General features: G+C 63.2%; 22 protein-coding genes. 9 read left to right on the plus strand and 13 right to left on the minus strand.

Translation table 11 applies throughout. The annotated features are described in order from the left end of the window. The first annotated feature begins 108 nt into the window (after nucleotides 1–108). Together OE747_RS17120 and mfd are read left to right on the plus strand one after the other, a co-directional pair. Complete coding sequence (locus OE747_RS17120; RefSeq protein WP_263829770.1) at nucleotides 109–633, plus strand: component of SufBCD complex; 525 nt, start codon at nucleotides 109–111, stop codon at nucleotides 631–633. Nucleotides 634–654: 21 nt separating this feature from the next. After that, nucleotides 655–4,110 (plus strand): transcription-repair coupling factor, encoded by a 3,456-nt coding sequence (gene mfd, locus OE747_RS17125; protein WP_263829771.1) that lies wholly within the window; start codon nucleotides 655–657, stop codon nucleotides 4,108–4,110. Nucleotides 4,111–4,171: 61 nt separating this feature from the next. Here mfd and OE747_RS17130 read toward each other — a convergent pair whose 3' ends face one another. The 5 genes from OE747_RS17130 to OE747_RS17150 all read right to left on the minus strand — a co-directional run bounded on the left by OE747_RS17130 (nucleotide 4,172) and on the right by OE747_RS17150 (nucleotide 9,994). After that, nucleotides 4,172–4,813 (minus strand): SH3 domain-containing protein, encoded by a 642-nt coding sequence (locus OE747_RS17130; protein WP_263829772.1) that lies wholly within the window; start codon nucleotides 4,811–4,813, stop codon nucleotides 4,172–4,174. Beyond that, nucleotides 4,810–6,477 (minus strand): tetratricopeptide repeat protein, encoded by a 1,668-nt coding sequence (locus OE747_RS17135; protein WP_263829773.1) that lies wholly within the window; start codon nucleotides 6,475–6,477, stop codon nucleotides 4,810–4,812. The genes OE747_RS17130 and OE747_RS17135 overlap by 4 nt, the downstream gene beginning before the upstream one ends. Before the next feature lie 58 nt (nucleotides 6,478–6,535). After that, on the minus strand, nucleotides 6,536–7,744 hold the full coding sequence (locus OE747_RS17140) for a multidrug effflux MFS transporter (protein WP_263829774.1): 1,209 nt from the start codon (nucleotides 7,742–7,744) through the stop codon (nucleotides 6,536–6,538). Nucleotides 7,745–7,823: 79 nt separating this feature from the next. Continuing rightward, complete coding sequence (locus OE747_RS17145; protein WP_263829775.1) at nucleotides 7,824–8,480, minus strand: DsbA family oxidoreductase; 657 nt, start codon at nucleotides 8,478–8,480, stop codon at nucleotides 7,824–7,826. Continuing rightward, on the minus strand, nucleotides 8,477–9,994 hold the full coding sequence (locus OE747_RS17150; RefSeq protein ID WP_263829776.1) for a class I adenylate-forming enzyme family protein: 1,518 nt from the start codon (nucleotides 9,992–9,994) through the stop codon (nucleotides 8,477–8,479). Before OE747_RS17150 ends, OE747_RS17145 begins: the two co-directional genes overlap by 4 nt. A gap of 66 nt (nucleotides 9,995–10,060) precedes the next feature. Between OE747_RS17150 and OE747_RS17155 the strand changes: the two genes are divergently transcribed. Continuing rightward, nucleotides 10,061–10,684, plus strand: coding sequence for a helix-turn-helix domain-containing protein (locus tag OE747_RS17155; RefSeq protein ID WP_263829777.1), 624 nt, complete (start codon nucleotides 10,061–10,063; stop codon nucleotides 10,682–10,684). A gap of 6 nt (nucleotides 10,685–10,690) precedes the next feature. Here OE747_RS17155 and OE747_RS17160 read toward each other — a convergent pair whose 3' ends face one another. Both OE747_RS17160 and OE747_RS17165 read right to left on the minus strand, forming a co-directional pair. Then, a complete protein-coding gene (locus tag OE747_RS17160) occupies nucleotides 10,691–10,915 on the minus strand; it encodes a hypothetical protein (protein ID WP_263829778.1) in 225 nt (74 codons plus the stop codon). Nucleotides 10,916–11,060: 145 nt separating this feature from the next. Beyond that, nucleotides 11,061–12,875: an extracellular solute-binding protein gene (locus tag OE747_RS17165; RefSeq protein ID WP_263829779.1), complete on the minus strand. Its 1,815-nt coding sequence runs from the start codon at nucleotides 12,873–12,875 to the stop codon at nucleotides 11,061–11,063. Nucleotides 12,876–13,197: 322 nt separating this feature from the next. On the opposite strand from OE747_RS17165, the gene OE747_RS17170 reads away from it, so the two are divergent. Continuing rightward, entirely contained in the window at nucleotides 13,198–13,971 is a 774-nt protein-coding gene (locus tag OE747_RS17170) for a 3-hydroxybutyrate dehydrogenase (RefSeq protein WP_263829780.1), read from the plus strand. Nucleotides 13,972–14,046: 75 nt separating this feature from the next. Then, nucleotides 14,047–15,084 (plus strand): patatin-like phospholipase family protein, encoded by a 1,038-nt coding sequence (locus OE747_RS17175; RefSeq protein WP_263829781.1) that lies wholly within the window; start codon nucleotides 14,047–14,049, stop codon nucleotides 15,082–15,084. A gap of 7 nt (nucleotides 15,085–15,091) precedes the next feature. Here the strand turns inward: OE747_RS17175 and OE747_RS17180 are convergent, their stop codons facing one another. From OE747_RS17180 to OE747_RS17200, 5 genes are all read right to left on the minus strand, one after another. After that, nucleotides 15,092–15,778, minus strand: coding sequence for a DUF502 domain-containing protein (locus OE747_RS17180; RefSeq protein ID WP_263829782.1), 687 nt, complete (start codon nucleotides 15,776–15,778; stop codon nucleotides 15,092–15,094). A gap of 79 nt (nucleotides 15,779–15,857) precedes the next feature. Then, entirely contained in the window at nucleotides 15,858–16,772 is a 915-nt protein-coding gene (locus OE747_RS17185) for a pseudouridine-5'-phosphate glycosidase (RefSeq protein WP_263829783.1), read from the minus strand. Continuing rightward, complete coding sequence (locus OE747_RS17190) at nucleotides 16,769–17,662, minus strand: PfkB family carbohydrate kinase (RefSeq protein ID WP_263829784.1); 894 nt, start codon at nucleotides 17,660–17,662, stop codon at nucleotides 16,769–16,771. The genes OE747_RS17185 and OE747_RS17190 overlap by 4 nt, the downstream gene beginning before the upstream one ends. A 56-nt stretch (nucleotides 17,663–17,718) precedes the next feature. After that, the gene (locus OE747_RS17195) at nucleotides 17,719–18,522 is read right to left on the minus strand and encodes a glutathione S-transferase family protein (protein WP_263829785.1); all 804 of its coding nucleotides are present in this window, start codon (nucleotides 18,520–18,522) and stop codon (nucleotides 17,719–17,721) included. A gap of 99 nt (nucleotides 18,523–18,621) precedes the next feature. Further along, a complete protein-coding gene (locus tag OE747_RS17200) occupies nucleotides 18,622–19,422 on the minus strand; it encodes a DUF4198 domain-containing protein (protein ID WP_263829786.1) in 801 nt (266 codons plus the stop codon). Between OE747_RS17200 and OE747_RS17205 the strand changes: the two genes are divergently transcribed. Next, nucleotides 19,388–20,557 (plus strand): HupE/UreJ family protein, encoded by a 1,170-nt coding sequence (locus OE747_RS17205; protein WP_263829787.1) that lies wholly within the window; start codon nucleotides 19,388–19,390, stop codon nucleotides 20,555–20,557. The genes OE747_RS17200 and OE747_RS17205 overlap by 35 nt on opposite strands. Here the strand turns inward: OE747_RS17205 and OE747_RS17210 are convergent. Beyond that, on the minus strand, nucleotides 20,554–21,174 hold the full coding sequence (locus OE747_RS17210; protein WP_263829788.1) for a thiamine phosphate synthase: 621 nt from the start codon (nucleotides 21,172–21,174) through the stop codon (nucleotides 20,554–20,556). The two genes, OE747_RS17205 and OE747_RS17210, sit on opposite strands and share 4 nt — an antisense overlap. Nucleotides 21,175–21,361: 187 nt before the next feature. Between OE747_RS17210 and OE747_RS17215 the strand changes: the two genes are divergently transcribed. From OE747_RS17215 to OE747_RS17225, 3 genes are all read left to right on the plus strand, one after another. Then, nucleotides 21,362–22,108, plus strand: a complete 747-nt coding sequence (locus tag OE747_RS17215) for an RNA methyltransferase (RefSeq protein WP_263829789.1) — start codon at nucleotides 21,362–21,364, stop codon at nucleotides 22,106–22,108. A gap of 69 nt (nucleotides 22,109–22,177) precedes the next feature. After that, nucleotides 22,178–23,320, plus strand: a complete 1,143-nt coding sequence (gene ctaA, locus OE747_RS17220; protein ID WP_263829790.1) for a heme A synthase — start codon at nucleotides 22,178–22,180, stop codon at nucleotides 23,318–23,320. Between the two features lie 8 nt (nucleotides 23,321–23,328). Then, a complete protein-coding gene (locus OE747_RS17225) occupies nucleotides 23,329–24,798 on the plus strand; it encodes a carboxypeptidase M32 (protein ID WP_263829791.1) in 1,470 nt (489 codons plus the stop codon). Nucleotides 24,799–24,824: the final 26 nt, after the last annotated feature.

Raw genomic sequence — 24,824 nt, forward strand, 5'->3', positions numbered from 1 at the left:
GCACATTCGGGCATTGGGTGGCATGGATTTGATCCGGTCACAAGGGTACCAAAGGCCGCGCATTGACGATAGAAGACCGCGAAGGCGGCGAGCAGAGGGGCAGCACGTTTGGATTGGTATGCGTCTATCTTCGAACTTATCGACATGCGAAGCTTCTCCAACCTGTGGTTCTGGATCGCGCTTGCGGTTGTCTGGTCCTCGGCCAGTCATTGGGTGCTGGGTGTGCCATACGACATGGTGACCCGCGCCCGGCGGGTCGGCGGGCAAGCGGAACAGGATCTGAACGACATCGCGCGCGTTAACGTGAACCGGATGCTCTATATCGTTGATGTTTCGGGTACTTGGCTCTTTGCCTTTTCCTGTTTCATCCTGTCGGGTCTGGCAACGGCCGGATTTATCTATGGGATCGAGTTTGCTCAGGCGGTGTTCCTGCTGGCATTCCCACTGACCTGGGTGGCGTTGCTGAACCTGGTGACGGCGCGGCGCGTCAGGGCCGAGATGCTCGAGGGTGAAATGCTGGCGCGCGCGCTTGGCCGCTGTCGGCTCTACACCCAGATCATCGGTATGCTGGCGATCTTTTTCACCTCGCTTTGGGGCATGTATCAGAATCTGTCCATCGGCGTTCTGGGCTGAGCGCGGCAGGCGGAGACGGTTATGAAATCACCTAACCACGTCCTTGTCGGGGGAGCACCCGAAGGTTTTGACGCACAATTGATCCTCAAGGAAGTCGCCCGCGTCGATGGTCCGGTGCTGCATGTGGCACGCGACGACAAGCGGCTGGAGGCGATGCGCGCGGGGCTGGCCTTTTACGCTCCGGATTTGCCGGTCTTTGTGTTCCCGGCCTGGGATTGCCTGCCTTATGACCGTGTTTCCCCGAACCCCGATGTTTCGGCGGCCCGGATGGCGACGCTGGCGGCATTGGTTCACCAGATGCCGCCGCGCTTTGTGCTGCTGACGACGCTCAACGCGGCCACGCAGCGGGTACCGGCGCGCGCGGTGTTGCGCGAGGCCGCGTTTTCCGCGCAGGTCGGGCGCCGGGTAGACGAGGACGGGCTGCGCCAGTTCCTGGTCCGTATGGGGTTCAGCCAGAGTCCCACTGTAATGGAGCCGGGCGACTATGCCATTCGGGGCGGCATCATCGACATCTATCCGCCCGGCGACAGTGGCCCGGTGCGGCTCGATTTCTTTGGCGATGTGCTGGATGGCGCCCGCCGGTTCGATCCGGCGACGCAGCGCACCACCGAGAAACTGGACCTCGTGGAACTGGCCCCGGTCAGCGAGGTCATTCTGGACGAGGCGGCGATCACCCGGTTCCGCCAGAACTATCGCATCGAATTTGGCGCGGCGGGTAATGACGATCCGCTCTATGAAGCGGTCAGCGCCGGGCGCAAGCATCAGGGGATGGAGCATTGGCTGCCATTCTTCCACGAAGATCTGGAAACCCTGTTCGACTATCTGCCCGATGCCACGGTGACGCTGGATGACCAGCTGACCGCCGCGCGGCTGTCGCGGTGGGACGGCATCAAGGATCAGTACGAAACCCGACGTCTGGCAATGGCCGACCGGGCGCGGATGGACAGTGTCTATAAACCCTTGCCGCCCGGCCTGCTGTTTCTCGACGATGCAGACTGGGACGCGCTGTTGCAGGACCGGCGGGTGATGCAGTTTAACCCGCTGCCGCAGGCCAGCGGGCCGGGCGTGATCGACGCGGGCGGTCGCATCGGACGCAATTTCTCGCCCGAGCGCGCTCTGGAAAATGTCAGTCTTTTTGGTGCTTTGGCGGATCATATCAAAGCAAAGCTGGCGAAAGGCCCGGTTCTGATCGCGTCCTATTCCGAGGGTGCGCGCGAACGTTTGAGTGGCCTGATCGAGGACGAGGGTCTTGCCGAGACGATCCCGGTTGCAAACGGCACAAGGATCGGCAAGCGGGCTCTGCATCTGGCGGTCTGGGCGCTGGAACACGGCTACGAAACACCCGAGATTACGGTGATCTCGGAGCAGGATGTGCTGGGCGACCGGTTGATCCGGCAGCCCAGGAAGAAGCGCAAGGCCGAGAACTTTCTGACCGAGACGCAGTCGCTGTCACCCGGCGATCTGGTCGTGCATGTCGATCACGGCATTGGGCGCTACATGGGCATGGAGGTGATCACCGCAGCCGGTGCCGCGCATGAATGCCTGCTGCTGGAATATGCCGAGGACGCCAAGCTCTACCTGCCGGTCGAGAATATCGAACTGTTGTCGAAATACGGCCATGAAGAGGGGCTGCTCGACCGTCTTGGCGGCGGCGCATGGCAAGCGAAGAAGGCCAAGCTGAAAGAGCGCATTCGCGAGATGGCCGACCGGCTGATCCGCATTGCCGCCGAACGCGCCCTGCGCAAGGCGCCGGTGATGGACCCACCGCCGCATGCCTGGGAGGATTTCAGCGCCCGCTTTCCTTATCAGGAGACCGACGACCAGCTGCGCGCCATTGCTGACGTGATGGACGATCTGCATTCCGGCATGCCGATGGACAGGCTGATCTGTGGCGATGTCGGCTTTGGCAAGACCGAGGTGGCGATGCGCGCGGCTTTTGTCGCGGCCATGTCGGGGTTACAGGTGGCGGTGATCGCGCCCACCACGCTCTTGGCCCGCCAGCACGCGGCCAGTTTCCGCGAACGGTTCCGGGGCTTTCCGCTGGAAGTGAAGCAACTCAGCCGTTTTGTCTCGGCCAAGGAGGCGCAGCAGACCCGCGAGGGGTTGGCGAGTGGCACGGTGGATATCGTGATCGGCACTCATGCGCTTTTGGCCAAGGGGATCCGGTTCCAGAATCTCGGTCTGCTCATCATCGACGAAGAGCAGCATTTCGGCGTGGCCCACAAGGAGCGGCTGAAACAGCTGCGCTCGGACGTGCATGTGCTGACGCTGACGGCAACGCCGATCCCGCGCACCCTGCAACTGAGCCTGACCGGCGTGCGGGATCTGTCGATCATCGGTACGCCGCCAGTGGACCGGCTGGCGATCCGCACCTATGTCAGCGAATTCGACGCGGTCACCATCCGCGAGGCGCTGTTGCGCGAGCATTACCGGGGCGGGCAGAGCTTCTACGTGGTGCCGCGCATCACTGATCTGCCGGATATCGAGGGTTTCCTGAAGGAACAGCTGCCGGAACTGACCTATGTGGTGGCACATGGCCAGATGGCGGCGGGCGAGCTCGACGACCGGATGAATGCGTTCTACGACGGCAAATACGATGTGCTGCTGGCCACGACCATCGTCGAAAGCGGGCTGGACATCCCCACCGCCAATACGATGGTGGTGCACCGGGCCGACATGTTCGGACTGGCGCAGCTCTATCAGATCCGGGGGCGCGTGGGCCGGTCCAAGGCGCGTGCCTATGCCTATCTGACCACCAAGCCGCGCATGCGCCTGACCCCTGCCGCCGAAAAGCGGCTTCGAGTACTGGCCTCGCTCGACACGCTGGGCGCCGGGTTCTCGCTGGCCTCGCAGGACCTCGATATTCGCGGTGCCGGCAATCTCCTGGGCGAGGAACAGTCGGGCCAGATGCCCGATGTGGGCTATGAGCTTTACCAGTCGATGCTGGAAGAGGCGATCGCCAAGATCCGCAGCGGCCAGATGGAGGGGCTGAGCGAGGCCGACGACCAATGGGCACCACAGATCAATCTGGGCGTGCCGGTGTTGATCCCGGAGGACTATGTGCCCGATCTGGACGTGCGGCTGGGTCTCTACCGGCGGCTTTCATCGCTCAGTACCAAGGTGGAGCTGGAAGGCTTTGCCGCCGAGCTGATCGACCGGTTCGGCAAGTTGCCGAAAGAGGTGAACACGCTGCTTCTGGTGGTGCGGATCAAGGCCATGTGCAAGCGCGCGGGCATTGCGAAGCTCGACGGCGGGCCAAAAGGCGCCACGATCCAGTTTCACAACGACAAATTCGCGTCACCGGCGGGGTTGGTTGAGTTCATTCAGGGTGAAAACGGGTTGGCCAAGATCAAGGACAACAGGATCGTCGTGCGTCGCGACTGGCGCTCGGATGCTGACAAGATCAAGGGTGCCTTTGCCGTGGCGCGCGATCTGGCGGAAAAGGCCTCGGTTACCGGGAAAGGCGTCCGAGCGTAGCGCACAGATTTTTTCAAAAAAATCTGCGGACAAAATCTTGATAAGATTTTGCGCGCTGCGCTTAACGTCCGGTCGTGAAGGTGCAGAGTTGCCAGGCGCCTTCCGGTGAAACGGCAAAGGCGGCGCGGTACCCTGACATCTGCACCAGGAAATCGCGATGCAGATAGCCTTGGGTTCCGTCGGTCAGGATGACGGCTTGGTAATCTCTGTAGGCATCGGCTGCCTCGGTCAGCACCACCTCGAAGCTCACGCGCGCAACTACCGGCGCCTCACGGTCCGGGGCCGCGCGCAGATTAACGTTCTCGCCATTGGTGAAATAGGACAGAGCCGCATCGATCCGGGCCGGAAGGTGAATGCGCCAGTGATAGGGCATCCAGAACTCGCCGTCGTCGTCGAAATAACCCGGCGCATCCAGCGTCTCGGCCAGCACCTGCCAGCGTGCTTCGACATCTGCGTTGGGGTCGTTCAGAAACTGCCGCAGCTCTTCTGGTCCGCCCGGCCCGTTATCGCTGAGCATCAGGTCCGGGCAGGCAGCGGCGGTAAGCGCCTCGATTTCGCGGCGCGCCACGGCGGCCCGCAGCGCGTCGCGAAAAGCGACGAGAGAAGGGTCGCGCGCTGCCTCGTCCTGCGGTGGAAACGACTGACGCCCGGCAAGGGTCGGGGCTGCGCTGAGCAGCAGGGCGCAGATCAGAACCAGTCTCATTTCGCCGCCCGCATCGCGGCCTGTGCACAGAAACAAGACGCGCCCACGGCGCGGTCGGACCGGGCGAGGGCGAGGTCCAGCCTTTGTCGGATCTGAACGATTTCAACTGCTTCGCCGCGCGCCTTAAGGCAATCGTGCAAGCCCTTGAGGCTCCAGATATTGTCAGGATGAACCGCGGCGCGGCTCAACTGACCGCCGAGCCCAAGATCGGCGCGATAGACTTCTTCGGCCTCGGCGTGATGACCCTGTTCGAAGAGCAAAGCGCCCAGCGCATGGCGGGTCGGTTGCATCCAGCCCCAGGGTTCGTCATAGGGCAGGTTGTCGTCCAGCTCGACCGAGCGGCGCAGATGGGTATAGGCCAGATCGTAGTTTCCTTTCCTGTACTCGATCTCGCCGCGCAACATTTCCTTGGCAATTTCAAGGAGATCCACGACGCGGTTGTTATGCAGCAGACGGCTGTCCGGTACCCGCGCGGCGGCACTCAGGAACACCTGTTCCTCTGCTTCGGCCTCGCTCACCCTAGCGGTGGCGGCAAAGGCCACCGCTCGGGCGTAATGCACCGTCGCGGTCAGGGTGCGGTAGAGATCGGGGTCGGCGGGCGGTTCAAGCGCGATTGCATCGGCCCAGCGCCCGAACCGGACTAGGATATGCGGCCCCATCGCCATGTAACTTTCGAAATAGTCCGCCATCGGCGGGCTTTCGATGCGCAGCATCTCCTCGGGCGTGGTGTCCCACAGGCCCTGGTTTGCGTCGAGCGCCGGTTGCATCTGGCCCAGGAACAACGCGCCGTAGATCACGAAGTGATAGTCGTGAATGCGATAGCCCGAGTATATGTTGAACGCGCCTTCGCGGTGGAAATACTTCAGGTCGGCCTCGACCGCCTTCTGGTTCCAGTAGACGACATTGTGGTAATGCCCGCACAAGACGTCGATATGCGTGGGCATATGAACGAGGTGACCCGAATCTGGCACCAGCGTGCGCAGCGCGTCACCTGCCTTGAGCGCCTTCTCCGGGAAGGGCGACATCTCCATCAGGTGGATGTAGAGGTGCAGCAATCCGGGGTGTGACATGGCCCCGGGGTCGTCGCGCAGCGCGGTTTCCAGCACGTCCTGCGCTTCCAGCGTGGCGGCCCCCTCGGCAGGGCGACCCGATTTCAGATCCCACATCTGCCAGGGGGTCAGGTTCAGCAGGCTTTCGGCACAGACGGTGCGGAGGTCGAGATGCGCGGTGTCGGTGGCAAAGGCCGCACGCATCGCATCGGCAAAATCATAGTCCCAGCGGTGCATGTCATCATCAAGATCACGCTGCGGGTAACGCGCGGGCAGGGCGCGGATCAGCGCCTGTTCGACGGCTGTGCAGCCATCCACACGCGCCATTGCCGCCTGTGTCGCGTCATAGGCGGTTTGCAATGCCTTGGCGCGCCCATCTGTGTCGAACAGATCCCAGGGCATATTGTAATTGGGGCCGGTGGCATAGGCCACGCCCCAATGGGCCATGGCGCAATCCGCGTCGTGCTCCAACGCGCGGTTGAAGCAGACGGCGGCCTCTTCGTGATTATAGCCATAGGTCCAGATCAGGCCTCGGTCGAACCACAGTTGCGCCAGCGGCGATGTGGTCGTTATCGGGCAGGTATGGCTGCCCAGGTCATAGCCATAGTCGTCCATTCCAGATACTCCCCCTCTATGTCCGGAAGAGTACGCGAAAGCGAGGCGCGAGGAAACCTCAGCCAGGCAGACGGTCTTCGACATGGCCCATGCGCAGCATCAGCAGGAAGCCGATGATGCACATGATCAGGATACCGGCGCTGAGCGGAGCCAAGGAGCCATCGAACAACAGGCCGACCGGTGCCGCGATGGCGGCCGCGAGCACGGTTGCCACCGCGCCTATCACCGAGGCGGCCATACCGGCGATATGGCCCATCGGTTCCATCGCGATGGCGTTCAGGTTGCCCAGGGTGGTGCCCGCCATGAAGAACACAGCCGTTTGCCATGCGATGAACAGGCCGAATGACATGTTGCCCGACAGGGTCATGCTGTTCAGTGCAATCATTCCAAGTGTGATGACGATCTGCGCGCCCAGCGACCAGGTTACCATGCGGCGCATGCCGACCCTCACCACCAGGGCCGCGTTCAACAGGCTGGCCGAGCCCGAAAGCAGCGCCACCATGGCAAACCAGAACGGGAAACTGTCGCCGCGTCCATGGATCACGTCATAGACCGGCTGCACCATGGTCAGCATGGTAAAAAGCGTGCCCATACACAGGGTCTGGACCATGATCGACAGGCGCACCGTCGGGTGGGCGAACATCTGGCGCACCGCATCAATCAGCAGGGGCAGGCGAAAGGGGCGGCGGTTCTCCGCCGCAAGCGATTCCGGCAGGCGGAAACCCATCCAGAGGATTGAAATGGTGGAAAACAGGACAAAGGCCGCAAAGATCCCGCGCCAGCCGGTCAGCGCGATGATGCCGGCGCCCATCAGCGGCGCAAAGGCCGGGAAGAGGGTAAAGATCATCATGGCGATGGACACGATGCGCGCCATCTGGCGACCGGAATAGAGGTCGCGGACGATGGCCATGGCCACCACACGTGGCCCGGCGGCGCCCAGTCCTTGTGCCACCCGTGCGGCCAGCACCAGTTCCAGCGAGGGGCTGGCCCAGGCGATTGCGCTGGCGAGAATGTACACCACGGCCCCGCCATAGATCACAGGCTTGCGCCCGAATGCGTCAGAGAGTGGCCCGGTGAAAAACGTGCCGATCCCCATGCCCAGCACAAAGGAGGTCAGGATCAGCTGCGCCCGGTTGGGCTCATCAGGGCTCAATTCCAGCCCGATTTCCGGCAGAGCGGGCAGCATCGAATCGATCGAAAACGCAATTGTGGCGAACATCATCGCGATCAGCGCGATGAATTCGGCCTTGGACATCCGGTCTGCCATGGGGCTCTCCTTACCCCTCAGGCGCTAACATGGCCGGGGCAAGGGGGCCAGTTGCACAAATGCACAGAACCCTGTGGGTTTATGCAGGGGTAGTCTCAAGCTGAGACATGATTTCGCGGATCACCTGTTCCCAAAGCTCAGGCGGCTGCGCACCGGGAACAGCGTGCTTGTTTGCCACGATAAAGGTCGGGACCGAGTTCACCCCCATCTCGCGCGAATGGGTATCGCGTTTGGCGATGTCCTCGCGGTCGGCGTCGGTCTTGAGCAGTTTCTGTATCACAGCCGCGTCCATGCCGATACCGTCGGCGATGTCACCCAGAACCTCGTGGTTGCCGATGTCGCGGCCGTCGACGAAATAGGCGCGGAACAGGGCATCGACCGCTTGCGTCTGCTTGCCTTCGATCCCGGCCCAATGGATCAGGCGATGGGCGTCAAGCGTGTTGGGCGTGCGGCTCATCGCTTCGAAATTGATGTTCAGCCCGGCTTTTTGCGCGTGCTCGACCACCGGCGCGTAGGCGCGTACCGCGCCATCCTTGCCGCCGAACTTGGTTTCCAGGTATTCGCGGCGGTCCATGCCCCCCTCGGGCATGTCGGGGTTCAGCTGGAACGGGTGCCATTCGATGACAAAGGGATGGTCCGGGATGGCCGCCAGCGCTTTTTCCAGATGAGTCTTGCCGATATAGCACCAGGGGCAGATCGGGTCGGACAGGATATCGAGCTTGACGGTCTGGCTCATCGGGACGGTCCCTTGAAATAGGCCGGCAGCGCCCGGCGCAGGAGTTTGCCGTTGCCGCCTGTGGGCAGCGCCGGAAGGTAAACGAAGGCGCGCGGCTGTTTATAACGCGCGAGGTTCCCCTCGACATAGGTCCTGAGCGCGGTTTCGTCCAGTTCGCGGGGGCCAGAGTAGAAGGCCGCGATCACGAATGTGTCAGGTTTGACCTCGACCGAGGCTGCGCCGACCTGTTCGATTCCGGGGTAGCGCGCCAGTACGGCTTCGACCTCTACCGGGGATACACGGTAGCCGCCCGCGTTCATCATGTCGTCGTCGCGGCCCAGATAGGTGATCTGCCCGTCGATGGCCATGGCGCCCTGATCTCCGGTCAGGAACCAGTCGCCCTGCATGCGCGCGGCGGCTTCCTCGGGGGCGTTCAGATAGCCCAGCATCAGCCCGGGATCCTCCCGATGTACCGCGATGGTGCCGGGCTGGCCCTGCGGTACCGGGCCGTCCGGCCCCAGGATCGCAATGCGCCGTCCCGGTTGGGGCTGGCCAAGTGCCTCACCACGGGCCGGATGTGCCGGGCTGGACGAGATGAAGGTCGAGCATTCGGACATGCCGAATGCCTCGTATAGCTCAGTGCCCGAGGCCCGGTCCCAGTGTTCGTGCAAGGCGCGGGCGAGTTTTTCACCGGCACACAGGCCATGACGCAAAGCAGGCAGCTCCAGCCGGTCACGCCCTTGCAGAAGCTTGCGGAACACGCCGGGGGCTGCGGCAAAGATCGTGGCCCGGTGTCTGGCCAAGAGATCCGGCAGCCGGTTGATATCGGTGCCGGGCGCGGGGATCAGCGCGGTTGCGCCAATGGTCCAGGGGTCCATCAGCCCGGTGCCCAGCGTATAGGTCCAGTTGAACGCGCCCGCGTGACACAGACGGTCGTCCTCGGTCAGGCCGTACCAGCCATCGACCATCATCTGCCGTGCCCAGATCGCCCGATGGGCATGCGCCACCGCACGCGGTTTGCCGGAGGTGCCCGAGGTATACACCGCATAAGCCAGCCTGTCGGGATCGCCCATGGCGAATGCGGCGGGCGGCAGGCTGTGCATGGCATTGAGCGCCTCGGTCCCGATCTGGTTCGGGTGCGGCGCGCAGGCGACACCGGAGTCGCGCAGAACGGCGGCCGGGTTCAGTTCGGCGATCATCCGCGCGGTTTCTGGTTCGGTCAGTTGTGACGAGGTCGGAACCGGCACCATTCCGGCGGCGATCGCACCGAGATAGGCCACCGGAAACTCGACCGTATTGCCCAGCCGCATCAGGATCAGGTCACCGGGTTTCAATCCGGCCTCCAACAGCCCGGTTGCGGTGCCCAGAATGGCCTGACGCAGTCGGGCATAGCTCCAGTCGTCGGTCTGGTCCTCGTTGAGAACCGAAAGCGCGATCTTGCCCGCCAGACGTTCCGCATGACGCAGGACGTGGGCGGCTAGGTTGAACGGTGTGGGGCAGGGCGGCGGCGGCCCTTGGTCATAGATCGACAGCATGCGCCTTGGCTAGCCTGCCGCGCCGCCCGTTGCAAGCGGGCGACGCGGGTTCTATAGACTGGGACCATGACCAGCCGCGATCCAAAATCCCTGATCCGCATTGCCCGTTCCAACGGCGCCCAGACCGAGGCCGAGCCGCTGGATCTGGGGGCGCGTGTGCGCGAATTGCGCAAGGCGCGCGACTGGACGCTGGAACAGGCCGCGACCAAGGCCGGGCTGGCCCGCTCGACGCTCAGCAAGATCGAGAACGGCCAGATGTCGCCGACATATGATGCGCTGAAAAAGCTGGCCGTCGGTTTGCAGATCTCTGTACCGCAGCTGTTCACGCCGCCGCAAAAAGACCAGATCAACGGGCGGATGGCGGTGACCAAGTCCGGTGACGGCGCGGCCCATGCGACCGCAACCTATGAACACGAGCTGTTGGCCGATACGCTGACCAAGAAGCAGATGCTGCCCTATCGTGCCCGGGTGCGCGCCCGGTCGATGGACGAGTTCGACGGTTGGGTACGTCACGATGGCGAAGAGTTTCTGTATGTGCTGACCGGGGTCGTCCGCCTGTTCACCGAGTTCTATGAGCCGGTGGAGATGCGCCGGGGTGACAGCGCCTATTATGACGCCTCGATGGGGCATAATGTGATCTCGATCAGTGACGAGGATGCGATGATCCTCTGGGTCACCTCGCTGTCCTGACTGCCGTCAGTCCTCGTATTCGCGGTTCAGCCCCTCGACATAGAGAAAGTCGGCGAACTCCTCGCGCGCTTCCTCTATCGTCAGATTGTGGCGGTCGGCCAGATAGGCTTCGAACCGGGCGCGGTCGAGTTTCAGAAACGGCATGTCCCGTTCGTCCAGCTCAGGAAACCGTGTCTTCGCGCGAGCAAACCCATTGGCCCAGTCATGGGTCAGCTCTGTCCAGGTCATCATAACCAGCATTCCTTTGCGAGCATCGACGCGAGATGCTCCCCCCGGTGGGCACAGTAATGAACGGAGTGCAGATCCCGCACCCGACAAAATGCCGCAGCGCAGAAAGAAGGCGCGGCTCACCCGGTCGGGATCGGTGAAACGGGCACTACTCCTCGTACCACCAGACATCGGGCATATATTGCGGGCCGTCGCCATAGATCGGCGGGTTTTCCGGATACCGCAGCTGCCGGATATGGGCGATCCGGCCGACCTCGAAGCTCCAGATCGGGATCACATAACGTCCGGCGGTCAGAATACGGTCCAGCGCGCGCGCGGCGGAGGTCAACTCTTCCTGCGTTCTGGCCGACAGCATCGCGTCGATCATCGCGTCGATCGCGGGCAGATCGGCGCCCATGAGGTTGCGCGTGCCGGGCTGGTTGGCGGATGCGGAGCCCCAGTAGAGCCTTTGTTCGTTGCCGGGCGACAGGGACAGGTCGCGGCGGAAAGGCGTAAGATCGAAGTCTAGATCGGCGATCCGCGCGGTGTATTGTGCATTGTCGACTTTCTCGGTCGTGGCCTGGATACCCAGGCGCTCCAGCGCCCGGGCGTAGATGTCGATCACCGTCTGCATGTCCGTGTCCCCCTGCCGGATCAGGAAGCGGAACGTAAAGGGGTCGCCGTCCGGCCCCATCAGCACCCCGTCTTCGACGTTGAACCCGGCATCGGCCAGCTGGGTTGCGGCCTTGCGCAGGTTCTTTCGATTGCGCGCGGTGCCATCGCCAACCGGCAGGGCGTAACCCTCGAGCGTGCCGGGTGGCAGGGCATCGGCATGGGGCGCCAGCAGATCGGCTACCGCGCCGGTGGCCGGACCCGGGCGAAAGGCCAGATCGGTTCCGGAAAAATACGATGTGATGCGGGGCATCGCGCCGCCGGTGACGGTATCGTTGATGTACTCGAAATTGAACGCTTGCAGCAGTGCCTCGCGCACGCGCCAGTCGTCGAACGGCACGCGCCGGGTGTTGATGACAAATCCGGTCATGCCCGAGGGTTTGCCATGGGCGATCTCGGTCTTGATCACATCGCCGCGCTGGACGGCGGGAAAGTCATATACACTGTCCCATTTCTGGGCGTTGAATTCCCGGATCGCGCTGATCTCACCGGCCTTGAATGCCTCGAACAGAACCGACTGGTCGCCGAAGAAATCAATGCGCATCTCGTCAAAGTTCATCGTGCCGCGCCGAAAGCCCAGGTTCTGCCCCCAATAGTCCGGGTTTCGCCTGAACGTCACGTAGCGGCCCGGCTCGTAGGCCGAGACGACATAAGGTCCGGTGCCGATGGGAATGTCGTGGATGCCAGCGTCGGACAGGCTGCGCCCCTCCCACTGCGCTTTTTGCAGAATCGGGCGCAGACCGGCCAGCATGGCCAGTTCCCGGTCATCGTCGGCAAAGGTCATCCGCACGCTGCGCGGGCCGGTTGCCTCGATCGACGCGATGCGCGACCAGAATCCGCGATAGCGCAGATGCCCCTCGGTGCCCAAGGTCTGGTAGGACCAGATCACGTCTTCGACCGTGACCGGGTTGCCATCCGAGAATCGGGCCTCGGGGCGCAGGGTGAATTCCACCCAAGAGCGGTCCGGCGGCGTCTCGACCGATTCGGCCAAAAGACCGTAGAGCGTGAACGGTTCGTCCCAGCTGCGGCCCATCAGGCTCTCGTAGGACCAGAACTGCATCTGCCAGGGAACCGTGCCCTTCTGCGCAAAAGGATTGAGGCTGTCGAAGCCGCCGGTATTGCCAAAGACAACCCGCCCGCCCTTCGGGGCGTTCGGGTTGGCATAGGGCAAAGACACAAAATCCGGTGGTAGATCCGGGTCCCCATACATAGCTATGGCGTGCCGTGATTCTGCCGTGGCGAAATTCGCACTCAGAACAAGGGCGATTCCCGCCGCCAACTGACGGAGAGAGGGGAAAAAATCTGGTCGCACTTGCGAAACAATCCTGCTCGGGCCTTATTTTCTTGGCGCTCACCCTAACGAGGGATTCACGTCTTTTCAAACTTTTAGCTTGGATGCGAGCGTGGAATTGCTTATAAAGGGGTCACTGCTCGATAGGTTTCTTGCCTGTATGAAACCTGCCTCAATAACTTAACGCCCGCCTTGCGCGGGCGTTTTTTTCTGAGCGGATCTGCATCGTTTTTCCTCGCACGGGCACCGTTCACTTCCCCTCGGGCCAGTCGTTTTGTCGTTTTCTTTGCAGGTGCAGCATGGCAGGGTGTCGCGCGATGGACATTCTCAGAGAGGGCAAGACATGTCGCTGAACGGAAAGACCGCAATCGTCACCGGGTCCAATTCGGGTATCGGTCTGGGCATCGCACGTGAACTGGCGCGGGCCGGGGCGGATGTCGTGCTGAACTCGTTTACAGATCGGGACGAGGATCATGCGCTGGCGCATGCGCTGGCCGAGGAATTCGGCGTCAAGGCGCGCTATATCAAGGCCGACATGTCCAAGGGCGAGGAATGCCGCGGCCTGATCGAACAGGCAGGTGCTTGCGACATCCTGGTGAACAACGCGGGTATTCAGCATGTCTCGCCGATCGACGAGTTCCCGGTCGAGAAATGGGATGCGATCATCGCCATCAACCTGAACTCGGCCTTTCACACCACGGCGGTGGCCCTGCCGATGATGCGGGCGGCGGGCTGGGGCCGGATCGTCAATATCGCCTCGGCCCACGGGCTGACCGCCTCGCCCTTCAAGGCGGCCTATGTGGCGGCCAAGCATGGCATTGTCGGAATGACCAAGACCGTGGCGCTGGAAACCGCGCAGGAACCGATCACCTGCAACGCCATCTGTCCGGGCTATGTGCTGACCCCGCTGGTCGAGGCGCAGATCCCCGACACGATGGAGAAATATGGCATGGGCCGGGAAGAGGTGATCAAGAAGGTGATGCTGGAACGGCAGCCGTCCAAGGAATTCGCGACCGTCGAGCAGTTGGGCGGCACGGCGGTCTTTCTGTGTTCGGATGCGGCGGCGCAGATCACCGGGACCACGATCAGCGTCGATGGTGGCTGGACCGCGCTTTGAGGTCAAAGGGGGAAGGGGGCTCTGCCCCCGTCGCCCAGTGGGCGCCTCCCCCGGAGTGTTTTCAGCGAAATGAAGATGGCGGTTTCGATGCGGCGGATCAATCTGGCCTTGCAGGGAGGTGGCGCGCATGGCGCGTTCACTTGGGGTGTGCTGGACCGGCTGCTGGATGAGCCGGATGTGGAGGTGGCCGCGATTACCGGCACCTCGGCAGGGGCGCTGAACGGCGCGGCCTTCAAGGCGGGTATGGTGGCGGCTGGGCGCGAGGGCGCGCGCGCCGCGCTGGATGGCCTATGGCGGCGCATGGGGGCGCAGGCGGACGCGCGCCTGACCGCCTGGATGCGGGCACTGGATCCGTTTCATCTGGCGCGGATGCTGGAGCATTCGCCGATGTTCGCTGCCGCCGATCTGGCGACGCGGCTAGTGTCTCCTTATGCCTATGGGCCGTTTTACTCCAATCCACTGCGTCCGGTTGTGGAGGGGTTCGATTTTGATTGCGTCCACGCCTGTTCGGGGCCTGCACTTTTTGTGTGCGCCACCTGTGTGCGCAGCGGCAAGATAAGGGTGTTTGAAGGTCCGGAGATTACCACGGATGCGATCCTGGCCTCTGCCTGTTTGCCGACGCTGTTCCAGGCGGTTCGTATCCACGATCCGAAATCGGGCCGGGAGGAGGCATATTGGGATGGCGGCTATACCGGTAATCCGGCGCTGTTCCCGCTGTTCAATCGCGACCTGCCGGACGATGTGGTGATCGTCAACATCAATCCGCTGGAACGTGACGACCTGCCGGTGACGCCGCAGCAGATCCACAACCGGATCAACGAGATCAGCTTCAACTCATCTCTGTTGCGCGAGTTGCGGGCGATCAGTTTCGTGCAGCGGTTGTTGGAGGATGGCACCTTGGAGCGCGGACGGATGAGCCGGGTTCTGGTGCACATGATCGCCGATGATGCGCTGATGAACAGCCTGTCGGTGGCAACCAAGCTGGTGCCTGTCCCGCAAGTGTTGTTGCGTTTGAAAGAGGCGGGCAGGGAGGCCGCAGGCCGTTTCCTGGAGGCACACAAGCTGGATCTGGGCACGCGCTCGACCGTCGATCTGGCCGAGATGTTCGGGTAGTGTCGGCTCAGTCCTTTTCAGGCGGGCGGCTGGGGTCTTTTTCGTTGGGATAGACCAGCCCGGCGGAAATCACCAGTTTCGCCGCATCCTCTACCGTCATGTCCAGAATGGTGACGTCCTCTTCGGGGAAATAGAGCAGGAAACCCGAGGTCGGGTTCGGCGTCGTGGGGACAAAGACGCTCATCAGCCGACCCGATGTTTCGGCCTTGTCGGCGATTTCCCCCTTTGCGGTTGTGGAGACGAAGCCGATGGCCCAGATGCCCCGGCGCGGGTACTGGATCAGGCAGGCCTGTTCAAAGCTGCGCTCGGTCTGGGCGAAGACGGTTTCCGATATCTGCTTGATGCCGCTATATACCGACCGCACGACCGGCATCCGGTCGACCAGGCGTTCGGCATAGTGGATCAGTGAACGCCCGATGATCCCCTTGGCGATCCAGCCTACCACTACCGTGAACAGGATAAAGAAGATGACGCCGACACCGCGCAGGTTGATGCCGATATACTGTTCGGGGCGGAACTGATGCGGCACCAGCGGCAGGACAAAGCTGTCGACCCAGCCGACCAGCGACCAGAACAGCCAGATCGTCAGCCCGACCGGGGCGATAACCACGATACCCGTCAGAAACGAGGCGCGCAGACCGGCAAACCGGCTGCGTTTCACGGGGGTGGGTGTGTCGTCAAATGGCGTGTTCATGATGGTCCCGGCTGGTATTGGCAGGGAAGGTAGTCATTCCAAACCCCGCCTGCAATGGTCTGCGACCGGGGAGTGGATACTAGCGTCCGATGGCGCCGAGTTCCTGGGCGATGGCCGCCGCCAGGCGCGCATTATTGCGCACAAGCGCGATGTTGGCAGTCAAGGATCGGCCTTCGGTCGCCTCGAAGATGGCTTGCAGCAGGAACGGGGTAACGGCCTTGCCGGAAACACCCTGCGCGTCGGCCTGGGCCTGGGCGCGGGCGATGATCGGGGCCAGTTCCTCGGCGGCGATCTGGTCGGCCGCAGGAATGGGGTTTGCGACAAGTTGGCCACCCGGCAACCCCAAGGCCCGCCGCATGGCGTGGGCGCGGGCGATGCTGGCGGCATCGTCCATCCGCAAAGGTGCGGGCAGGTCCGAGGTCGAAGACCAGAAGGCGGGAAAGCTGTCCTGCCCGTATGCGATGACTGGAACGCCGAGGGTTTCGAGGACCTCCAAGGTCTTGGGCAGATCGAGGATGGCCTTGGCGCCCGCCGCGACAACGGTGACCGGGGTCTGGGCCAGTTCGTGCAGGTCGGCAGAGATGTCAAAGCTGGTCTCGGCCCCCTTGTGAACACCGCCGATGCCGCCGGTGGCAAAGACCTCGATCCCGGCATGGCGCGCGGCGATCATCGTTGCGGCGACCGTGGTTGCACCGGTTCCGCCAGTCGCCATGCAGGCCGCCATATCGGCGCGCGACAGTTTGGCGACACCTTTGGCCTGACCCAGGGCGGCGAGGCGTTCGGGGTCGAGACCGACATGCAAGCGCCCTTCGATCACAGCGATCGTGGCCGGTACCGCGCCCGCGTCGCGAATGTCCTGTTCGACGAGGCGGGCGGTGTCGACGTTCTGGGGATAGGGCATCCCGTGCGTGATGATGGTGCTTTCCAAAGCCACAACGGGTTTCCCGGCAACCCGGGCGGCATGGACTTCGGCGGACAGGTGCAGGTCGATCACAGCGGCGTTTCTCCTGAAACATAGGTGGCGGCGGCATGCAGCGCGCGGGCAAGGGCGGTCTCGCGGTCGGCCCCCTTGGCCTCGGCCGCGATATGGGCCGCCATGAAGGTGTCGCCTGCGCCGGTCACCCGGGTGACCAGAACGGCGGGCGGGGTTTGGGTGATCACCCGTTCAGCATCCCCTTCGGAGGCCGAGCGGCCACCGTCGGTGACCAGAACCCGCTGCGCGCCACGCGCCAGCAGGGCCTGCGCCGCGCTGGCGGAGTCCGAAAACTCGGTCTGGCAGAGCAGGCCGGCCTCTTCGAGATTGACGTAAAGCGTCGCGCGGCCCTGCCGGACAAAGGGCAAGAGCCGCTCGGCCTTGCCGGGCGATGCAGGTGCGACCCTCAGATCGGCGCGGGCAAAGGCGGGTGATTGCGCGATCTCGTCCAGCAGCGCCAGAGTCAGATTACCATCGAGCGCCACGGGGCCGTCATAGGGCGACTGTTCGCTTCCCAACTGCCCGTTGAACAGGGCGCGCAGGATCTTGGCGCCCGCGGCCTCAAGCGAGTGGGCGTCAGCGATTGCGGCGATCAACCCGTTCGCCCCTTCGACCGCCATATAGCGGTCGGTTGGCAGGTCCTCGGAGCGATACACATGCTCGGTCCTCATCCCCATCTGGGCGCAGGCGCGGATCAGTTCGTCGCCCTCGGCATCGCGGCCGATGGCCGTGAGCAGGGTCGGGGTCATGCCAAAGCGGGCGAGCGTCATGGCGATGTTCATCGCCACGCCGCCCGGCAGACGCGTGATCCGGCCGGGCACGTCAGAACCCTGGCGCATATGGCTGGCCGAACGCCCGATCACGTCCCAAAGGACCGAGCCGATGCAGAGGATATCCGAGTTTTGCGTCATTCCGCCCTCATGCCGCAGGGTAGCGGCCAGCGCAAGCGAGGTCTTGCACCGAAAGCTCAGGCCGGAACAAGGCCAAGTGCCGCGTCCGAGGCGGTACCATCATATTTCGCGCGCGGCGGCCAGGGACGTTGTCGCCAATCCGGCTCGAACACGAAACTGGACACTTTGCGCCCATCGACCAGCGCGCCGTTGCCTGCGCCAAGGGCGTAATCGTAATAGAGTTTCACGATCTCTTCTTCGCTGACCTGATCGGTAGCGGGATGTGCCATGCAGGCAGCACGCCAATGGCGCACGCGGTCATAATCGGGGCCGGTGGGGAGTTCGAAATCCTCGTAATAGTCCAGAAACCAGAATCGTTTGAAGATCGGTGTGTAAACCGCCTCGGCCAGACCAAACGCGTCAAACAGCCAGGTGCCGTGCGGATTGTGTTCGATCAAGAAATCGTTGAGGCCGCGATAGAGCGCCAGCAACCGGTCGCGATGTGCGTCGCGCTTGGAGATGTCCTGATTCAGGACAAACAGGTAACCCGCTGTGACAAAGGGATCTTCTTTGGCGACCATCATGGATTCAGTCGCATGCTCGCCGGGGTCGCGCCGCCGCAGTGGCGCGCCGGGCAGGACCTCGTCAAGGTAGCGCAGAATGACCAGGCTTTCCTTGATGATCTTCCCGTCCGGGGTTTCGAGCACGGGCAAGGCCGTTGTTCCACGGGTCTTGGCCAGCAACCCTGGGTCGCGGGGGCGGGTGATGTCCACCACCCGGAACTCGACCGCGTCGGGCTGGCCGCGCAAGGCAAGAAGTATTTCTATTCGCTGAGAAAATGGACAAACCGGGATGTGGTGAATGATGAATCTGTCGGGCAAGAAAAACCTCCAGTCCGCGATGACCTGTGTCCAATGCGTGGTTCGAAACCATGGGCAGGGTGCAAAAAGTGCACGTCGATCACAAGAGCCAATCCGGGGTCACTGATCCGGCACGGCAAAGGTCAAAGCGGCCCACAGGCTGTGCCAGACCGGCCGCCCGCCTGCGGGTGCGGGGCGCAGAACCACCGCGTCGAACAGATAGGCATGGCCCGGCTGAACCGGAATGAGGGCCTCGCCGACCGCATCCGTGCGGTAAAGCGAAACCGATACCGTCTTGTCCGGCGCCCGGTCGAAAACTTCGACCTGTGCATCATTCCTGACATTCCCTTGGTAGAGGAGTCGTACCCGCATTCCCTGTGACAGGTCGTCGGTATAGGGGTTGGTCAGCGCCAGAAACTCGGTCTCCATTCCGGTTTCCCGGTCGGCGCCTCGTGCATTGCCGACCCCGATCAGCGCTTTGACATGGCGGGTGTAGCTTTCAAAGAAGTCCTGGCGCGGCAAACCCCGCTCGGCATGTCGCGCCTCGATATCGGGGAAATCCTTGTGTTCGGCAAAGGCGGCGAAATCGTCCCAGGCCTTGTACTTGAGCGTCGTTGCCCGCGTTTCATGTACCAGTACAAGCAGCCCGTCCTGGGACGTGGTCAACTGAATGGCGGGAACATCCCCCATGCGCCCCTCATACGGCACGACCTTGCCGTCCTGAATCAGCTCCGAGCGCGTGGCGCGATCCGGGAAGAACACTTGCGGCGAGCCCTCGAAGGTCTGACCGACGAGCAGGTCCGCAACCAGGCCTTTGCTGTTTTCCACTTGATATTCATATGGTTCAATCCAAAACTCATGAGCGACGCCGGGGCAGGCGGTGACAATGAATGCGAACAACGGAGCGATTGCGCGAAACATGGGCCGGACCTTTGTAAGACTGTATATGAAGCTGATCCATCTGCTCGTGCTGTCAAGCGTTTGGGTAAGCTCTGCGGCATCCCACGAAGTGACGCCCACCGTTGGCGATCTGCGCCAGGAAAACGGGCAGGTTTTCCTTGAATTGCGCATGAATGTAGAGGCGTTTGTGGCCGAAATCGACCTGGACGACCTGGTCGATACCAACGATTCCGATGCGTCCGAGCGCTATGACCAGTTGCGCGGCATGGATGCGTCACGGCTGGAGCCGCTGGTACGTCAGTTTGCCCTGGGCTGGCTTGAAAGCGTGAAGATCGAAGCGGGCGCGCCTTTGGCGCTCAGCTACGAAGGCGCCCGCATCCCGGTGGTTGGCAACCCCGAGCTGCCCCGCGCCTCGGTGATCCTGCTGGCGGGTCAGTTGCCTGAACGTGCCGGCAGCGTGACTGTGACCTGGCCTGTTGGAGCAGGGGGGCTGGTGCTGCGGCAACAGGGGGTCGAAGAGCCCTATACCGGCTATCTCAGGGGCGGCGAAACCAGCCCACCCATTCCGCTCAAGGGCGGTGCGGCGCTGGGTCCGATGGAAACCTTCGTCTCCTATATTCCGGTGGGCTTCGATCACATCCTTCCCAAAGGGCTGGATCACATCCTGTTTGTGCTTGGTCTCTACTTTCTGTCCTCGCGCCTGGGTCCACTGGTCTGGCAGATCAGCGCGTTTACTCTGGCCCATACGGTCACGCTTGCTCTGGGGACTTCCGGCGTGGTGAGGGTCGATCCCGCGATTGTCGAGCCGCTGATCGCGGCCTCGATCACCTTCGTAGCTCTGGAGAACGTGTTCGTGCGCAAACTGCACCCCTGGCGGCCGATCATCGTTTTCTGTTTCGGCTTGCTGCATGGGCTTGGCTTTGCGGCCGTTCTCGGAGAGTTCGGGCTGCCGACCGGGCAGTTCCTGCCCGCACTCTTGGGGTTCAATGTCGGCGTCGAACTGGGCCAACTCACCGTGATTGCGTTGGCATTCCTCGCCGTGGGGGTATGGTTCCGGAAAAAGCCCTGGTATCGGGGCCGGATCGCCATTCCGGCCTCGATCGTGATCGCGCTTGTGGGTGGATACTGGTTTGTGGAGCGCGCTTTTCTGGCTTAGCGCAGTGCCGATGTGAGTGCGGCGAGGGCTAAAACCGGGTCTTCGGCCGACCAGATCTCTTCTCCGATGCCAAAGAAATCTGTGCGCGGTGCGAGCGATGCCACCAGATCGGCCGTCAGCCCACCTTCGGCGACCACCGGGACTTCGATCATTTCGGACCACCACTGGAACAGGTCCTGTTCGGCAATCGTGCCGTCGCCCAGTGCATGCGCGCCGACCGGGCCAAAGGCGACGTAATCCGCGCCCGCCTCGCCTGCTGATATGCCGTCGTGCCGTGAGGCCCCGCAAAAACTGCCGACGATGGCGTCGGGGCCAAGTTCCTTGCGGGCGGCACGGACCGAACGGGCCGCGTCCGACAGATGCACGCCATCGAGGCCAAAGCGCTGTGCGATCAGAACATGATCCGAGATCACCAGCGCCACGTCACGGGCATGGGCCACCTCGCGGCAGGCATCTGCTGCGCGGCCGATCATGTCCTCGTCGCGGGAGGCGAGCGCCAGCCGGATACAGGCTATTTCTGCGCTGTCGAGGACGCGCGCAAGCAGGTCGGGGAAACTGTCGAGATCGAGGCTCGGCGGGGTAATCAGGTAAAGCTGCGGCTGCTCGGGGGTGTCCATGGCGGTGCCTCTGGTCTGAGTTTTGGCCGGTTTAGCCGATCGGACGCGGAATGGGAATATCGGGAAAGGGGGCGTGGCGCGGTTGTCGCGGACATGAGTATTTTTGGCGGAATGAAGAGGCGGGGCCTGCGGTCTTGCCCAGGTCGGCCACGGACGATAGAGCGGGGCGGAGTTTTGGAGGGATGACATGCCAAGCGAGAAGGCCCAACCCGAGATCGTGCTGGTGCGGCCCCAGATGGGCGAGAATATCGGCGCGGCCGCGCGGGCGATGTGGAATTTCGGGCTGGACCGGATGCGGATCGTGGAGCCGCGCGATGGCTGGCCCAACAGCCGGGCGGTGGCGATGTCTTCGGGGGCCGGGCGGCTGTTGGACGAGGCGCAGCTGTTCGGCGACCTGCCGGGGGCGCTGGCCGATAGAACCTACGTCTTTGCCACCACCGCACGGCCGCGTGAGATGACGAAACCGGTGTTCAGCCCCGAGCGCGCGATGCAGCTTGCCGCTGAGAAGGTGGCAGCCGGGGAAAAGGTGGCCGTGCTGTTCGGGCCCGAGCGCGCGGGCCTGGAAAACGAGGATATCGCGCGGGCCAATGCGATCATCACGGTGCCGGTGAATCCGGAATATGCCTCTCTCAACCTTGGGCAATGCGTACTGCTCGTGGCCTATGAGTGGATGCGTCAGACCGGCGATGTGGTGCACCTGTCGGACGATCCCGGGCCGAAGGGTGACTGGGCGACGGGGCTTGAGATCGAAAAACTCGCGGAACACTACGAGGAACGGCTGACCGAGGCCGGTTTCTTTTTCCCGGAAACCAAGGCCGAAGGCATGAAACAGAACCTGCGCAACCTCTGGAGCCGCATGAGCATGACCCGCGCCGACGTGCAGATGCTGCACGGGATCATGCGGCAGATGGTCCGCTGGAAGGACCGGGGCTGAGCCGGGCGCTGGACCTTGCCGCGCGGGCACCCTAGCTTGCAGGCGGCAAGACGACATAATGAGGATGGCATGAGCGGCAAGCGCAGCATCTTTGAAGAGGTATCCGGCGACACCCGCAAGGCGGTGGCGCAGCCGGGCATGATCGACCGGGGCCGGGGCGGGGCGCGGGGCGCCATCCGCGCCTGGCTGATGGTCCTCTTCGCGCTGGTGGTGGCGATGATCGTGGTGGGCGGGCTGACCCGGCTGACCGACAGCGGCCTGTCGATCACCGAGTGGCGGCCTGTCACCGGGGCGCTGCCCCCGATGTCCGAGGCCGAATGGCAGGCGGAATTCGACAAGTACAAGCAGATCGACCAATGGCGCCTGCAAAACCAGTGGATGGAGCTGGGCGACTTCAAGTCGATCTATTGGTGGGAATGGGGGCACCGTCAACTGGGCCGCGTGATCGGGCTGGTCTGGGCGCTGGGATATGCCGGTTTCCTGATTGCGCGGAAAATTCCGGCCGGATGGCACGGGCGCCTTTTGCTGCCGGGGGTCTTGGGCGGGATTCAGGGGGCGATCGGCTGGTGGATGGTCAGTTCCGGCGTCACAAAGGGAGCGGAGATGACATCCGTCGCCTCTTACAGGTTGGCGACACATCTGGGGCTGGCCTTTGTGATCCTGGGGCTATTGGCCTGGTACATGATGGCCCTGGGGCGCAGCGAGCGCGATCTGATGCAGGCCCGCCGTGCCAAGGAAACAAGGTTGTTTGGCCAGGCCACCGGCTGGATGCATTTTGCGTTTCTGCAAATCCTGATCGGCGCGCTGGTGGCGGGCATCGACGCGGGGCGGAACTTTGTCGACTGGCCGCTGATGGCGGGGCAATTCTTTCCGCCGGATGCCACCGAGCTGACGCCGCTTTGGCGCAACTTGTTCGAAAGCCCGGGACTTGTGCAGTTCATTCACCGGATGGTGGGTTACCTTCTGTTGGCCTATGGCATCATGGCCTGGCTCCGGGGGCGCCGCAGCGCCCATGCGCAGACGCGGTTTGCCTTTAACGCGGCCTTTGCCGCGCTGTTGTTGCAAGTGGTGCTGGGGATCGTGACGGTGCTGTATGCTGCACCGCTGCATATCGCCATCGTGCACCAGCTTATGGCGGTTGCGGTGTTTGTCCTGATCCTGCGGGCGCGGTTCCTCTGTGCCTATCCGATTGCAACCTCTGTCAGGGGATGACCAGAGTCATGACCGCATTTGACGATCTGATGACCTTTCAACGTGAAACCTCGGCCCTGGGACAGGTAGCCGGGCGACTTGGCTGGGATCAGGAAACCATGATGCCGAAAGGCGCGGCGCCGCAACGGGGTGAGGAGAAGGCGGCCATGGCCGCGATCCTGCATGCCCGCCGCTGCGACCCGCGGGTGGCCGAATGGCTGGCGGCGGCAGAGGCGCCCGATCCCATCGGTGCGGCACAGCTGCGCGAGATCCGGCGCGCCTATGACCGGGCGACCAAGGTGCCTGCCGATCTGGCCCGGGCGCTTGCCCGAACCACCACGCGCGCGCATGGCATCTGGGCGCAGGCCCGCGCCGACGAGGATGTGGCGGCCTTTCTGCCGGTGCTGGAGGAGGTCGTTGCGCTGCGTCGGCAAGAGGCGCAGGCGCTGGCCGACGACGGCGATCCCTATGACGCCCTGGTCGAGGATTACGAGCGCGCAACCACCGGCGCGCAGATCGCGGCGATTTTCGACGCGATGCGGCCGCGATTGGTGGCCTTGCGCGCGGCGGTCCTGGAACGCCCGGCCCCAAAGGCGCTGGACGGCAGTTTCGACGAGACCCGGCAAATGAAGCTGAGCCGCCAACTGGCGCGCGCCTTTGGCTATGACATGCATCACGGGCGCGTGGACAAGGCGGTGCATCCGTTCAGCTCGGGGTCGGGTATGGACGTTCGCATCACAACGCGTACCAACCCGCTGGACCCGTTCAACTGCTTCTATTCAACGATTCACGAGGTCGGTCACGCCGCTTATGAGCAGAATATCAGCCGGGATTTCCTGCTGACCCCGCTGGGGCGGGGCGTCTCGATGGGGGTGCACGAAAGCCAGAGCCGGATCTACGAGAACCAGTTGGGTCGCAGCCGTGCCTTTACCGGCTGGATGTATGGCCAGATGCGCGAAGCCTTTGGCGATTTCGGCGTCGAGGGGCCGGACGCGTTTTATGCCACCGTAAACACCGTGCATCGGGGGTACATCCGGACCGAGGCGGACGAGGTGCAGTACAACCTGCATGTCATGCTGCGGTTCGAACTGGAACACGCGCTGATATCGGGCGATCTGGCGGTTTGCGATCTGGAAGCCGCCTGGAACGACCGTTTCGAGGCCGATTTCGGCTATCCGGTCGACAAGCCGTCGAACGGGTGCCTTCAGGATGTGCACTGGTCCGAGGGGCTGTTCGGTTATTTCCCGACCTACAGCCTGGGCAATGTCTATGCCGGCTGCCTCTACCAGGCGCTGCGGCACGCGGTGCCGGATCTGGAGGATCAACTGGCCCTGGGCGATACCTCGGGTGCCACCGGCTGGCTGGCGGAAAATGTTCAGCGCCATGGTGGTTTGTACGAGCCGCGCGAAGTGATCGCACGGGCGAGCGGAATGGAACCGGGCCCCGAGCCACTGCTCGACTATCTCGAAGCGAAGTTCGGCGCGCTCTACGGGCTTTGACCCAACAAATCATCGGGCGGCCGCCG

The sequence above is a fragment of the Ruegeria aquimaris genome (assembly GCF_025751555.1).
In the GTDB taxonomy this organism is placed as follows: Bacteria; Pseudomonadota; Alphaproteobacteria; order Rhodobacterales; family Rhodobacteraceae; genus Ruegeria_B; species Ruegeria_B aquimaris.